Origin of the sequence: Enterobacter cloacae complex sp. R_G8, from assembly GCF_024599795.1 — a bacterium.
GTDB classification, from domain to species: domain Bacteria; phylum Pseudomonadota; class Gammaproteobacteria; order Enterobacterales; family Enterobacteriaceae; genus Enterobacter; species Enterobacter dissolvens.
In genome coordinates, this window is the sequence record NZ_CP102246.1 from 444,224 (window position 1) to 458,930 (window position 14,707).

Annotated in this window: 5 protein-coding genes; 3 read left to right on the forward strand and 2 right to left on the reverse strand. The window is 57.0% G+C overall.

All coding sequences use genetic code 11. The annotated features are described in order from the left end of the window. Window positions 1–79 precede the first annotated feature (79 nt). Together NQ842_RS02095 and NQ842_RS02100 are read right to left on the reverse strand one after the other, a co-directional pair. A complete protein-coding gene (locus NQ842_RS02095) occupies window positions 80–1,729 on the reverse strand; it encodes an alpha,alpha-trehalase (protein ID WP_014833658.1) in 1,650 nt (549 codons plus the stop codon). Window positions 1,730–1,914: 185 nt separating this feature from the next. After that, window positions 1,915–2,625 (reverse strand): response regulator transcription factor, encoded by a 711-nt coding sequence (locus NQ842_RS02100; RefSeq protein WP_239003327.1) that lies wholly within the window; start codon window positions 2,623–2,625, stop codon window positions 1,915–1,917. Window positions 2,626–2,835: 210 nt separating this feature from the next. On the opposite strand from NQ842_RS02100, the gene NQ842_RS02105 reads away from it, so the two are divergent. The 3 genes from NQ842_RS02105 to NQ842_RS02115 all read left to right on the forward strand — a co-directional run bounded on the left by NQ842_RS02105 (window position 2,836) and on the right by NQ842_RS02115 (window position 14,503). Beyond that, complete coding sequence (locus tag NQ842_RS02105) at window positions 2,836–7,743, forward strand: Ig-like domain-containing protein (protein WP_257256454.1); 4,908 nt, start codon at window positions 2,836–2,838, stop codon at window positions 7,741–7,743. A gap of 86 nt (window positions 7,744–7,829) precedes the next feature. Beyond that, complete coding sequence (locus NQ842_RS02110; protein ID WP_257256455.1) at window positions 7,830–13,553, forward strand: Ig-like domain-containing protein; 5,724 nt, start codon at window positions 7,830–7,832, stop codon at window positions 13,551–13,553. A gap of 44 nt (window positions 13,554–13,597) precedes the next feature. Beyond that, window positions 13,598–14,503 carry an OmpA family protein gene (locus tag NQ842_RS02115; protein WP_257256456.1) on the forward strand — a complete coding sequence of 302 codons (906 nt, stop codon included), beginning with the start codon at window positions 13,598–13,600 and terminating at the stop codon, window positions 14,501–14,503. Window positions 14,504–14,707: the final 204 nt, after the last annotated feature.

Consider the following 14,707-nt stretch of genomic DNA (forward strand, 5'->3'; position numbering starts at 1 on the left):
TCTGTGCAGGAATTATTTTATGGGGATCCCTCAACCGTTTGGGAGAGGGCCGGGGTGAGGGCACCAGACCACACCCCACTCAAGGCTCCCCATACAACCCAATCAACCGCCGCACTACGCCATTCGTCCAGCCAAAGCCATCCTGCAATGGATACTCACCGCCGCCCCCTTCGCGTGGGGTACTGCTGGCGATGTGATACTTCTCAATCAGCTTATGGTGAGTCTGATAAAAATGGTTCACCGTGTGCAGCCAGCTCCAGGCGATCTCATCGCCCAGCGAGTCGTTGCCGTACTGCTTGAAGCCCTGAATGGCCATCCACTGCAGCGGCGCCCAGCCGTTGGGTTTATCCCACTGCTCGCCGGTTTCGTACTCGGTCGCGAGGATACCGCCTGGGGTGAGCAGACGTGATTTAACCGCATCAGACAAGCGTTCTGCCTGCTCATGGGTCGCCATTCCGACATACAGGGGCACGATGCTCGCCGCAGAGAACAGCGCCATGACTTCGCGTCGCCAGTCGTAATCCCGGTAGCAGCCATTCTCTTCATCCCACAGGTAGCGGTTTACCGCCGCCCGGCGATCGCTGGCTTTCTGGCGGAACAGGTCTGCCGTCTCTTTATCCCCTTTCGACGCCGAGATATTGGCGATAGCGCTTTCCAGCTTGAACAGGAAGGCGTTCAGGTCGATGGGGATAAACTGCGTGGTGCGAATGCTGGCCAGTCGGCCCGGTTCGCGCAGCCAGCGGGAGGAGTAATCCCAGCCGGAGGCCGCCCCCGCGCGCAGATCGCGATACACCTCATTGGGGGGGCGACCGGAATGGCGGGCGGTCTCCACGTCCTCAATCCACGATTCGTCGCGCGGGGTGTCACGGTCGTCCCAGTAGCGGTTCAGCAATGAGCCATCCGGCATACGCACCGCGCTGCGATAGGCCTGATTCAGCAGCAGCGACTCCGCGCCGTCCATCCAGAAGGCGTGCTCCATTTTGAGGTGTTCAAGGTAGCGCTTCGCACCGCGCACCCCGTCCTCTTCAAAAAGCTCCACCATCAGGGCAAACACCGGCGGCTGGGAGCGGCTGAGGTAGTAGGTGCGGTTGCCGTTCGGGATATGGCCGTAACGCTCGATAAGCCAGGCGAAGTTATCCGCCATACACTTCAGCAGGTCGTTACGACCACTCTCGGCCAGCCCCAGCATCGAGAAGTAGGAATCCCAGTAGTAGGTCTCGCTGAATCGCCCGCCGGGGACGATATAGGCCTGCGGCAGCGCCAGCAGGGAGGACCAGGGAATATGGTCCTGCGGCTCGCGCGTCAGCACCGGCCACAGGCTGTCAATGTGCTCTTTGAGCGTCAGGCCGGGGTCGGAAACATACTCCGTGCTATAAGTCTCGGGCAGCCAGAAGTGATTCTCCACGAACTGGCGCAGGTCGAAATCCCGGTGGCGTCTTACCTTGCGATAGCGGATCAGAATATCCAGCGGATCCATCTTCGGTGCGCAGTCGGGAAAGGTTTTGCTGTCCGCAAACAGCCTTGTTGACTGCACATGTTCGAACAGCTCAAGGTAACGGTCAGCGGGCGTCAGGGCGTCGGAGGCGGGCAGCCCCTCGATCATTTCGGGCTCCGGCTCCGCCTCAATCATCTCATCCAGTTTCAACTCGCAGGGATCGGTCTCGTAGCGCAGCTCTTCTTCGATCCCGAACGCGATGTTCTCGGTAGCCTGTATCTTCTGGTTGAACATGGTGATAAGGACCTCCGGTTGTGTGTTCAAAAGACAGGTTTTTCCGGGCGTCCTATAAGCGTAGACACTCGCTTCGGTAGATGGGGAGGAATATGTGCGGTAGATCACTCTTTTCGGAGCATTCGTTTTGCAACGAATGATGTCATCAGGCCCGGACATGCCGTCGTCCGGGCGTCTTGCGGCATTCAGTACAGATAATTCCGTTTTGCCAGATCCACCAGTTCCGCCAGGCGGGTCATATTAAATTTTGCCATGATGCGCTGCTTATATGCGCTGACCTTCTTGTTATTCATATTGAGCATCGAGGCGATAATCTGGTTGCTGTAGCCTGCGGAAATATAGCGCAAAATACAGATATCAATATGCGACAGCGATAATAACAGCGATGCATCCCGGGGATACCGGGCATGGTGTTGCCATAGCTCCGAGCCATAGCAATATCCCCCGGAGAGAATCTTGTCGACGGTGGTAATAATTTTATCCAGTGAGCTGTTTTTATTTAAATAACCAGCCGCACCGGCCCGTCGGCTCAACTGAATATGAAAGTCGCTGGAGGACGAAGAAAAAATGAGAACCTGAATATCAGGGTAGGCTTTTCTTATTTGCACCAGTTGAGCGAAAACGTCGGGGCTCTGTTGCAAATGTTCCATAATAATCAGGTCAGCATTTAACATCGGCAACGCGCTGTGCATTGCCTCAATCGTGAGGAATTGTGCCGCCGTCTGATAACCGTGTTCTGCTAATAACCCCTGGATGCCTGTCCGGAGTAATGAACTGGCATCCATGAGAATGACTTTTTTATCTGACATTCCTGATTGTCCTGATTGGGTGACAAAAATCTCATTTTCCATCCGCGCTAAAAAAAGTTGGCTAAGACTTGTCTTTATCTTCGCCATTATTTTCTGTCGTCTAAATACCGCCAGATGACGGTGCCTCTGCCCCCTTTTATCCGCACTCGGGACATATAAGACCGGTTTGCGACAGGTCTTATTAAGCCAAAACTTGCCAGCCGGGAAGATAGCGTCAGCCAGGGAATGTATCCCGTATGGAAGTGCGTCTGGCGCGTTGCGCAGACACAGATCGATTATTTACACGAGAATTTAAACATGACTCTCAAGCCAGTAAATATTGCAGTCGTTGATAAAGATACGATTGTCAAAGCTGACGTTCTGCGCAGTGAAAAGGTTGGCAGTGCTGTCAAAATCAAGGCCATCCCGAATGCAAAATACATCCTTGCTGAAGGGGAAAATGGCGTCGCGCCAGAAAACATTACGCTGAAACGCGTAGGCAAAGACCTGTTCGTCATGCTGGAAGGCACTGATGAGGATCAGCCACAGCTGATCATTGAAGACTATTTCGATAACCCGGGTGAGCTGGTGGGTAAAGGCGAAGACGGTCAGTGGCACGAGTATATCGCCACCGACGGTGACGACGACCACAAAGCCGCGTTCCTGCTGGACGGCGAATCCTCCGCCCAGGCGCTGGGTGCGGGTGCCATTGCGGGTCTCGACGGTCTGGCCGTTGCGGGCACCGCGTTCTCTCCTGCTCTGCTGGCGCTGGGTGCGTTAGCCGGGATTGGTGCGCTGGTCGGTCTGGGCGCCATTATTCGTCATAACCGTGACGATGGCGGCGACAAAAAAGGCACCGTTGCGCCTGTTACTACCCCTGTGCTGACCGACGTGCACGACGACTACGGCACAAAAACTGGCTCGATCCCGCAAAACGGCGTGACCGATGACGCGACACCAACGTTTAGCGGTACAGGCCGACCGGGCGACATTGTTGAACTCTGGGAAAATAACAAAAAGCTGGGTGAAGCTCGCGTGGGTGCTGATGGCAAATGGACCTGGACGCCGGAAACCCCGCTGGCGCACGGCGACCACAGCATTGTGCTGATCGGTAAAGGCCCGGATGGCCGTACCAGCGCGCCGAGCGACTCTTTTGATTTCACCGTCGATCTGGAAGCTCCTGTTAAGCCGGTTATTGGCGAAGTGGAAGACGATGTTGGCGCGAAAACAGGCCCAATCCATAACGGCGATGCGACTGACGATAAACAGCCCGTCTTCCGCGGTGAAGGTGCTACGCCTGGCGATACCGTACGCCTGATCGTTGACGACGAAGTGGTCGGTACCGCGATCGTCGGTGAAGACGGTAAATGGGAAGTCACGCCTGAGAAACCGCTGCCGGAAGGCAGCCACACCGGGAAGGTGATCATCACCGATCCGGCCGGAAACGACAGCGAACCGTCTGATGACTTCAAATTTATCGTTACGCCAGAAAAACCGATCATCGGCGAAGTAGAAGATGATGTCGGTACCGTTAAGGGACCTATCGAGAATGGCGGCGCGACTGATGATACGCAGCCGACGTTCCGCGGTGAAAACGGCACGCCTGGCGATACCGTCAGACTGATCGTGGACGATGAACTGGTGGGGACGGCGATCGTCGGTGACGACGGCAAGTGGGCAGTGACCCCTGAGAAACCGTTGCCGGAAGGTAGCCACACCGGGAAAGTGATCATTACCGATCCGGAAGGCAACGCCAGCGAACCGTCTGATGATTTCGAATTTATCGTGGATCTGCAGGGCCCTGACAAGCCGGTCATTGGCCTCGTTGAAGACGACCAGGGACCGTCCGTAGGGCCAATTCACAATGGTGACACCACCGACGACACCCAGCCGGTGTTCAGTGGCGACAAGGGTACACCTGGCGACACCGTGCGTCTGATTATTGACGACGAAGTTGTGGGTACCGCAATTGTCGGTGATGACGGCAAGTGGGAAGTGACCCCTGAGAAACCGCTGCCGGAAGGCGAACATGAAGCGGTCGTGGTGATCACCGATCCGGTGGGTAACGACAGCGATCCGTCCGATCCGATCGGTTTCATCGTAGACACCACGCCGCCGGTAAAACCGACGATCGATAGTGTGTTTGATGATGCGGGTCTGAAAACGGGCAACCTGGCCAACGGTGATATCACCGATGACAGCACCCCGACCTTTACCGGTACCGCTGAGAAAAACAGCGTAGTGCACATCATTGTTAACGGTAAGGAAGTGGATTCCGTTACCGCTGACCCGACAGGCAACTGGACCTGGACGCCATCTCCGGCGCTGACGAACGGGCACTACGATGTGAAAGTGGTTGCCGAAGACAAAGCGGGTCTGCGTTCTGAACCGTCTGACGCGTTCGCGTTTGATCTGGTAGCAGGCGGCATTCCTCCGGCACCGGCAATCACGGACGTAATCGATGATGTCGATGCCCATGTTGGCACCGTACAGCAGGGTGGCATCACCAACGATGACAAACCGACCATCACCGGTACGGGTCAGGACGGGACGACCATTTACCTGTATGACGGCACTAACCCGACACCTGTCGGTAGCGCTGTGGTTACGGGTGGCACCTGGACCATTGAGTTTGATACTGCGCTGGCGCAGGGCGAGCACCGCTTCCGCGCGGTGGCGGAAAACGCCGTGGGCAACCGCAGCCCGGAAACCGGGGAGTGGGTGATTATTGTGGACTCCGTTAAACCGCTGGCACCTACGGACATTGAACTGTGGGACGACTTCGGCACGCCGGGCATTATTGCGGATAACGGTACCACCGACGATAACACCCCAACCTACCGTGGTAAGGGTGACGCGAACGGTACCGCGATCATCGATCTGGGTAATGGCACTACCGTGCGCGTGCCGGTAGATGGCAGCGGTAACTGGAGCTACACCCCGGCACCGGCTCTGGCGGACGGTGACTACACCTGGAAAGTCGCGATTGAAGATAAAGCGGGTAACGTTGGACCAGAGTCTGCGCCGATCCACTTCACCGTGGACACCAGCCACAACGGTGTGTCTATCAGCCACGTGGAAGACGATGAAGGCGAACTGAAGAGCAATCTGGCCAGCGGCAGCCATACCGATGACACGACACCCACCGTTGTGGGCCGCGCGACGCCTGGTGCCGAAGTGAAAGTGTATCTGGACGGCAACTTTGTCGACAGCGTGATCGCTGACCCGGCGACCGGTGTGTGGAAATACACCTTCAACCCGGCGCTGACCACTGACAAGACGTACCAGATCACCGCCAGTGAAAATACCGGTACCGGTGATAGCGCGCAGACGGCGCCATTTGAACTGACGCTGGATACCCGCGTACCGGTTGGCTCATTCGATAGCGTATCGGATGACGTCGGTCTGATACAGGACGACCTGGCGAACCCGGCGGTGACCGACGACACCACGCCAACCCTGCACGGGACCGGCGTCGCGGGTGATGTCGTGTTTATTTATGACGGTGACACGCTGATCGACACCGTGACCGTAGGACCGGGCAACACCTGGAACTTTACACTGCCTGCACAGAACAACGGCACGGAACTGGCCCTGAAGACGGTGTTCCAGAGCCCGACCGGCGTGAGAAGCGCGCCGTCCGCGGAATGGAAAATCACCATTGATACCGACGCGCCAACCAGCAGCGCGGTGGTGGATGCGATGACCCAGGACTCCGGTGTCAGCGGCAGCGACTTCATCACTAACAGTGGTCAGGCAGGTAGCCTGGTCAGCGGTCATCTCTCGGCTCCTCTGGAAGCGGGCGGGAAAGTACTGGTCTCCACTGACGGCGGGAACACCTGGCTTGAAGCGATGGTCGACGGCGACAAATGGGCGTTTGTCGACGGACAGGGACACAGTGCTGACTGGACTGTCCTGACGCGCGTGGTCGATATCGCCGGGAACTACACCGAATCCTCGCAGAAAGTGGTGCTGGATCAGGTGGCACCGGATGCACCGACCGACGTGGTGCGCAGTGGCAACGACGTGACGGTGACGTTGCCGGGCAGCGGGATTGTCGAGGGCGACACCGTGCTGGTGAAAAGCGGCGACGTTACCGTCACCCATACGCTGACGGCCGCTGACATTGCTAACGGTAACGTGACCCTGTCCATGCCTGTGGGCGGCTACACCGATATTCCGGTGGGCGCGGCGATTGTTGACGCGGCGGGTAACAGCTCCAGCTACCGCACCAGCGCGTTCACCAGTACCAATAGCTTCGAAGACGACACGGAGTTTGCGGACATTAACGCGGGGGCGTGGGTGCACGGGATGCGTTTCTCCCACACACCAGATACCGGCACGGCGGATTATGAGTTCGACAAACAGGTCATTGGCACGGGCAGCACCAACAGCCTGTATCTGTACAGCACGTCCACAGATACCGGAATGGCAGCCAGCATGTTTGTTGACTTCCAGTATGGCGCAAAAACGATTGATTTCGTTTTCAACCCGCGCTTTGCCGGCCCCTCGACGGTGGTGACGTTCTACGACGTCAACGGCAATGAGATTGGTTCGCAGCCGGTGAGCGCTTTCCTCCCTAACCGTAACGTCCCGGTGTCGTTTACCAGCCCGGATGATACACCGGTTTACCGGATGGAGATCCATCATGAGGAGCAACCAACTAGCACCGGGTTTGGTTTCAGCATCGATAACCTGGTGGTGAGCGGTACAGCGAAAACCGTCACCCCGGGTGAATTCCTGGCGGATAACCAGGGCGATATCTGGTACGGGGACGCAGCGGACAACCTGTATCAGGTTGCGGACGTAGCCAGCCTGACCGGTGCGGTGATTCAGGGTGGAGAAGGCACCGACACGCTGAAGCTGCTGGGGGCAGATCAGCACCTCGACCTGAGCGCGCTGACCCACCCTGTCCAGTCAGTGGAAGTGTTCGACATTACGGGAACAGGCAATAACACCCTGACGCTGAGTGCGGGGGATGTGCTGGAAAACGCCACGCAGAACCTGTTCCACGACAACGACTTCAACCAAATGATGGTGAAGGGCGACGCGGGTGACACGGTGAATCTGAGCGACCTGCTGCCGAACGGTATGGACCCGGGTAACTGGACCGATGGCGGGACGGTGAATGTTGGGGGAGTGGAGTATCAGTCTTATCAGATGGATAGCCTGAATACCGAGATCCTCGTTCAGATGGGAGTCACGGTCACGCTACAGAACCATTAATTGATGCCAGGAAAGTGAGGCTCCTGCACCGGAGCCTCCGCAAAGTTTTAGACCAGAACATAAACAGAATTCATTTGGAAAATTGTATGAAAAAGACCATTACTACGAACAACAATACCGAAAATATCGCCGCAATGGCGACCTTACCACCGCTGCCGAGTGACGTTTTACTGTGGAACGACTACCAGTTCCCGCGTGAAATTCACAACGGCGATCCGAGCGAAGATAACACCCCAACCTTTAGCGGTAAGGGTGAGGCGGGCATGACGGCGGTGATCGACCTCGGTGGCGGTCAGAGCGTTCGCGTACCGGTCAGTTCAGAAGGTATCTGGAGCTGGACGCCTGCGCCTGCGCTGGCGGACGGGTCTTATACCTGGTCTGTGGCACTGGAAGACGCGCAGGGCAATCGCGGTCCGTCTACCCCGCCAATCAGCTTCACCATCGATACGGTGGGTAATGCGGTGTCCATCAGCCACGCTGAAGATAACACCGGTACGATGACCAACCCGCTGGCAAGCGGCAGCAGCACGGATGACGTTAACCCGGTAATCGTGGGGACGGCGACGCCGGGCTCCCTGGTGACCCTGTACGTTGATGGCAAACCTGTTGGCTCGATGACCGCTGATCCAGTAACCGGAGAGTGGGCGATTGAGATCAACCCTGCGCTGGAATCGGGTAAAACCTACGAAATCACCGCGGGCGAGTATAGCGGCCCGGGTGAAATCCCTGCGCCGACGCGTCCGTTCCTGTTGACGGTTGATACCGTTGTACCGACCGGCTCCTTCGACCGTATTGAAGACAACGAAGGCCGTTATCAGGGCGACGTGGCGAACCCGGGCGTGACCGATGACACCACCCCAACCCTGCACGGTACCGGCCGTCCGGGGGATATCGTGTTCATCCGCAACGGCAGCGACATTATTGGTTCCACCACCGTAGGTGCTGACAACAGTTGGGAATACACCCTGCCTGAGCAGACGAACGGCACTGCGCTGGACGTCAGCGTGGTCTTCCGTGGCCCGACCGGGGTGGAAAGCGCACCGACCGCACCGTGGAAGCTGGTGATCGATACTGAAGCACCAAACAAACCGATTATTGGCGACGTCGAGGACGACCAGGGTCCGGATGTCGGCCCTATTCACAACGGTGACACCACGGATGACACGCAGCCGGTATTCAGCGGCGAAGGCGCCGTGCCTGGCGATACCGTTGAACTGATTGTTGACGACGAAGTCGTGGGGACCGCGATTGTCGGTGACGACGGTAAATGGGAAGTGACCCCGGAGAAACCGCTGCCGGAAGGCGAACATGAAGCGGTCGTGGTGATCACCGATCCTGCGGGCAACGCCAGCGAGCCGTCCGATCCGATCGACTTTATCGTCGACACGCAGCCGCCGGCAAAACCGACGATCGATACCGTTTATGATGACGCAGGTCAGCAGACCGGCAATATCGCTAACGGTGGTATTACGGACGACAGCACCCCGGACTTTACCGGTACGGCCGAGAAGGGCAGCCTGGTGTTTATCATTGTGAACGGGAAAACCGTTGACTCTGTGACCGCTGACGCCTCAACCGGGATCTGGACCTGGACGCCAGCACTGGGCATGGCCAACGGCCATTACGATGTCACCGTTGTGGCGCAGGACAAAGCGGGGCTGCGTTCCGAGCCGTCTGACGCGTTCTCGTTTGACCTGCTGGCGGGCGGTATTCCGACGGCTCCGGCCATTACTGACGTGATCGACGACGTTGACGCGCACGTGGGTACGGTACAAAACGGCGGCATCACGAACGACGCACGCCCGACCATTACCGGTACCGCACAGGATGGCACCACGGTCTATCTGTACGATGGTACTAACCCGGATCCGATCGGCAGTGCCGTGGTAACAGCTGGCCGCTGGACCATTGACTTTGATTCTGATCTGCCGCAGGGCGAGCACCGCTTCCGTGCCGTGGCCGAAGACAGAACCGGTAACCGCAGTCCGGAAACCGGCGAGTGGGTGATTATTGTCGATTCCGTTGATCCGCTGGCACCTACGGACATTGAGCTGTGGGACGACTTCGGCACGCCGGGTCTCATCGCCAATGACGGCACCACCGACGATAACACCCCAACCTACCGTGGTAAGGGTGAGGCGAACGGTACCGCGATTATCGATCTGGGTAACGGTACTACCGTGCGCGTACCGGTAGACGAGAAAGGTAACTGGAGCTACACCCCGGCACCAGCGCTGGCGGATGGCGACTATACCTGGAAAGTCTCTATCGAAGACAAAGCCGGTAACGTGGGTCCTGAGTCTGCGCCGATCCACTTTATCGTGGATACCAGCCGTAACGGTGTTTCCATCAGCCACGTTGTGGACGATCAGGGCGACTTCGTTGGCAATCTGGGCAGCGGTAGCCACACTGACGACACGACCCCAACCGTGGTGGGCCGTGCGACGGCGGGTGCCCTGGTGAAAGTGTACGTTGATGGCAAATACATCGACAGCGTGCGCGCTGACGCCGTAACCGGTGCATGGCAGTACACCATCAGCCCGGCGCTGACGGCGGATGCGACCTATAAGATCACCGCCAGCGAAGACGCAGGCGCAGGTGAGAGTGCGCAAACCGCGCCGTTCGAACTGACGCTGGATACGCGAGTGCCGACAGGTTCTCTGGATCGCGTCGCGGATGACGTGGGTCTGATTCAGGGCGATCTGGCGAACCCGGCCGTGACCGATGACACCACCCCAACCCTGTACGGTAAAGGTGTGGCAGGTGATGTGGTGTTTATCTACGACGGTACCCGACTGCTTGACTCCGTCACCGTAGGGCCAGCAAATACCTGGAACTACACGCTGCCACAGCAGAACAACGGCACTGAGCTGTCTCTGACAGCGGTATTCCAGAGCCCGACCGGCGTGAAGAGCGCACCAACGGCTGCGTGGAGCCTGACCATTGATACCGAAGCGCCAAACGCGCCGGCTATTACGGGTATGTATGACGATGCAGGCACCCTGATCGCTGACGGCGGTCGTTCACGTGACACCACGCCAGAACTGCGTGGTACCGCTGAGAAAAACAGCCTGGTGAAAATCTATGGCCCGGACAGCAAAGAGCCGATTGCTTCCGTGTATGCCGATGCAAACGGTAACTGGACGTGGACCTCGCCGGTGCTGTCGGATGCGAAGTACGACTTCTATGTGAAGGCACAGGACAAGGCGGGTAACGTGTCGGGTGAATCCAACCATTACGGTCTGGAAGTCGACACGCAAGCGGCCACGCCGGTTATTCTGGGCGCGTACGATAACGTGGAAGGCGGTATCTACAATGGACTGGTACCGAACGGTGGGCTGAGCAATGACGCCAGTATGGAACTGCGCGGTACCGCGGAAGCAAACAGCATCATCTATATCTACAACGCCTATAACGACGGCGTGCTGGATACAGTGAAAGCCGATGCAAACGGTAACTGGAGCTGGTCGCATTCGGTCGGGAATACGGCTGCGGGTCGTCCGCATATGTTCTACACCATTGCCAAAGATGATTTAGGCAACGTTTCCGGCAAATCGGCGACCTACTCACTGAATGTGGATACGGTCAATAACGCGCCGGTGATCACGGGTTCCTGGGATGATGTTCAGGGTGGTGCGTATAACGGTCTGGTGGGTAACGGTGGCGTAACCAACGACAGAACGCTGGATTTACGCGGCACGGCAGAAGCGGGCAGTGTGGTGTATATCATCAACCCGGCAAGTGGTGGGGTGTATGGTTCGGTCACGGCTGGTGTGAATGGACAGTGGTCTTTCCCGCTGACTACCAATTACAACAAGACATATGACTTCCAGGCTTACTCTATAGACAAAGCCGGAAACCGCTCCGTGAATTCCTCGAACTTTGCGATTACGGTGGATACGGTCAATGCCGCGCCGGTGATCACGGGTTCCTGGGATGACGTTCAGGGGGGGACGTATAACGGTCTGGTGGGTAACGGTGGCGTAACTAACGACAGAACACTGGATTTACGCGGCACGGCAGAAGCGGGCAGCGTGGTGTATATCATCAACCCGGCAAGTGGTGGGGTGTATGGTTCGGTCACGGCTGGCGCGAATGGACAATGGTCTTTCCCGATCACGACCAACTACAACAAGACGTATGACTTCCAGGCTTACTCTGTTGATAAAGCCGGGAACCGTTCGGTGAACTCGACCAACTTCGCGATTACCGTGGATACCGTGGTGGCCGCACCGAACGTAACGGTTATCTCTGATAACGTGACGGGCGGAAAAGTCGGTAACCTGGTTGACGGAGAGCGTACCAACGACAACCGTCCGACTATTGCCGGTAATGGTGCAGAACCGGGCGCGAAGATCGAAATCGTGCTGGCCCTGGGTAGCCAGGGATGGACGAGCGGTACAAACCTCGTTTACACCACCACGGCCAAAGCTGATGGTACCTGGAGCCTGGAAATTCCGAAGGCTCTGCAGGATGGCACCTGGTACTTCCGTGCCAATCAGACCGACCAGGCGGGTAACAAGAGTGGCCTGGGTAACCAGCACTATGTTGTGGTTGATACGGTCGCGGCTGCACCTGTTATTACGGCAGTCGTCGATAACGTCGCGGGCGGCAAGGTAGGTAACCTGGCTGACGCAGAGAAGACCAACGACAACCGTCCGACCATCACCGGTAACGGTGCGGAAGCAGGGGCGAAGATCGAAATCTGGCTGGCAGGTCCAACTACCAGCGCAGGCTGGACAGGTGGTAAGAACATTATCTACACCACCACGGCCAAAGCAGACGGTACCTGGAGTCTTGAAATCCCGACGGCACTGCCTGATGGCACCTGGTATTTCCGTGCCAAGCAGATTGACACCGCAGGCAACAGCAGTGCGTTAGGAGCCCAGCGTTATGTGACCGTGGAAACCTGGTCGCCAGAGAACTTCCTGATCACCAGTGTCAGCGGTGGGGGTTACTTCGATGTCGTCGGAGAGGTCATTACCGTTAAAGGTGTAGGGGGTATTCCGGGTCACACTGTCAGTCTGAGAGGCGGGCCGAATTCGACGCTGGCAGGTACAACCGGTCGCGTTCTGGATGATGGTACCTGGACCGTGACCTTAACGCTGGCACAGTGGCGTGCTACCGGATTGTCAGCCCCTGGTAACGGGCCTGGATTTGCCGCCGTGTTTAACGTAGTGGATACCTCCAATACCAGTATTCACACGTACAACGCGGTGCCAATTACGGTTGATGGCAGGCTGCTGGGCACCCGCAGTATGCGTTCCTTCAGCGTTGAGGAAAACACCCCGCCTGTTCATGAGGAACAGCGTGTGAACAGCGAGGAAAACAAACCGGCAAAAGCGCCTGTTGTGGCTCAGAACGAAGACGATAACGCGTCTAAGCAGGAGGCATCGACAGAGCAAAAAGGCGTTGAGCACGATGCCGTCAATCATACGCTGACGTTAGCGGGCGACGCGAAAGACAGCATCGATCTGAGCGAGCTGGTTGGCAAAGATCAGCAGGTTTCAACGATTGATATGAACAACGGCAAAGCAGATGTGCTGAATATCAACGTGAACGACGTGCTGACTCACGCTGAGAAAGATCTGTTTATCGCCGATGGCAATAAACAGATGATGGTTCAGGGTAACAAAGGTGATGTTGTGAACCTGAGCGATCTGCTGCCAGACAACAGCGATCCGGGTAACTGGACCAATGCAGGCAACGTTAAAGTTTCCGGCGTGGAATATCAGGTTTACCAGGTGGAAAATCTGGACGTGGAACTGCTGGTGCAGAACGGCGTCACCGTCAACGTGAATAATCACTAACTTAAACTTTTCCAGGCCCCCGGGAGGGGGCCTGTGGAGGATTTATGACTTTTTTCAAGACTTCTTTATTCGCGGCGCTGTTTACTACCTCCGCATTTGTTATCCACCCGGCGCTGGCGGCGGAGAATTTTGGTAAGACGTATCAGCCTGTTGCCCCCGTCAGCCAGACGCAGACGCAGGTGGTTTACTACCGTGATGCCAGCAACACCGCAGGTGGTGCGGCGCATATTTATGTCGATAACGAATTCCACGACGCACTGCTGCCGGGCGGCTATACCGTTTTCTGTCTGGCGCCGGGCAAGCATAATCTGGGCGCGTACCAGAATGATGCACCGCAGTATCGCGGCAAAGAGCAGGGCTACAACGTCGAGATGAGCGGCGGCCAGACCTATTTCGTGCGCGTCAGCTCAACCATGAATGCGGTGCCGGAAGCCCGTACGCGCGAGCAGGCGGAAAAGGATCTCGCTGGTCTGCGTGAGCAGACACACGTGCTGTCCCGTGCCTCAAGCGTAGAGGCCTGTAAGAACCTTGCGCCACAGTACAAAGACTACACCCTGTCGGGCGATGTGATGTTCCGCTTTGGTAAGGGAAATGAGAAGGGCGTTTCCGCTCAGGGTCGCCAGGCCGTAAAAGATCTGGTGGCGACGATCAAACGTGAAAACGTTGAACTGAAGCAGATTCAGGTTATCGGCCACACGGACGCCATCGGCAGCGATCGTAGCAACTATGCGCTTGGCCTGAAGCGTGCGCAGACTGTCCGCACCATGCTGGCTGAGAACGGCCTTCCGGCACGCCTGATGACGGCGACCAGCGTGGGCAGCAATGAGCCTGTAGTCAATGACTGTGACGCCTCGAACAAGAGCGCGTTGATCTCCTGTCTGTCGCCTAACCGCCGTGTTGTGGTACGCGTAAGCGGCGATCAGAACGTGACTGCTCCTGCGCAGAAATAATCGCTAAACCCTGCCTTCCCGTAACGGGAGGGCACCATCTTTTCCCCCTGTTTCCTCTCTAAAACCTGTTTCGTGACAAAAAATAACCAGTTCCATTGAGACAGGTCTCATTAAGGCAAGACCATTCCGCGTGACAGAATATTCCTAATTCATCTCAAAAAGTCATTTTATCTTTTTGATTTAACTGTCTTTTAACAACCAGGA

Excerpts from the sequence above, each read along its gene's own strand:
- NQ842_RS02110 (WP_257256455.1), top strand. The coding sequence starts at position 7,830 with ATGAAAAAGACCATTACTACGAACAACAATACCGAAAATATCGCCGCA.
- NQ842_RS02115 (WP_257256456.1), top strand. The coding sequence starts at position 13,598 with ATGACTTTTTTCAAGACTTCTTTATTCGCGGCGCTGTTTACTACCTCC.
- NQ842_RS02105 (WP_257256454.1), top strand. The coding sequence starts at position 2,836 with ATGACTCTCAAGCCAGTAAATATTGCAGTCGTTGATAAAGATACGATT.
- NQ842_RS02100 (WP_239003327.1), bottom strand. The coding sequence starts at position 2,625 with ATGGCGAAGATAAAGACAAGTCTTAGCCAACTTTTTTTAGCGCGGATG.
- NQ842_RS02095 (WP_014833658.1), bottom strand. The coding sequence starts at position 1,729 with ATGTTCAACCAGAAGATACAGGCTACCGAGAACATCGCGTTCGGGATC.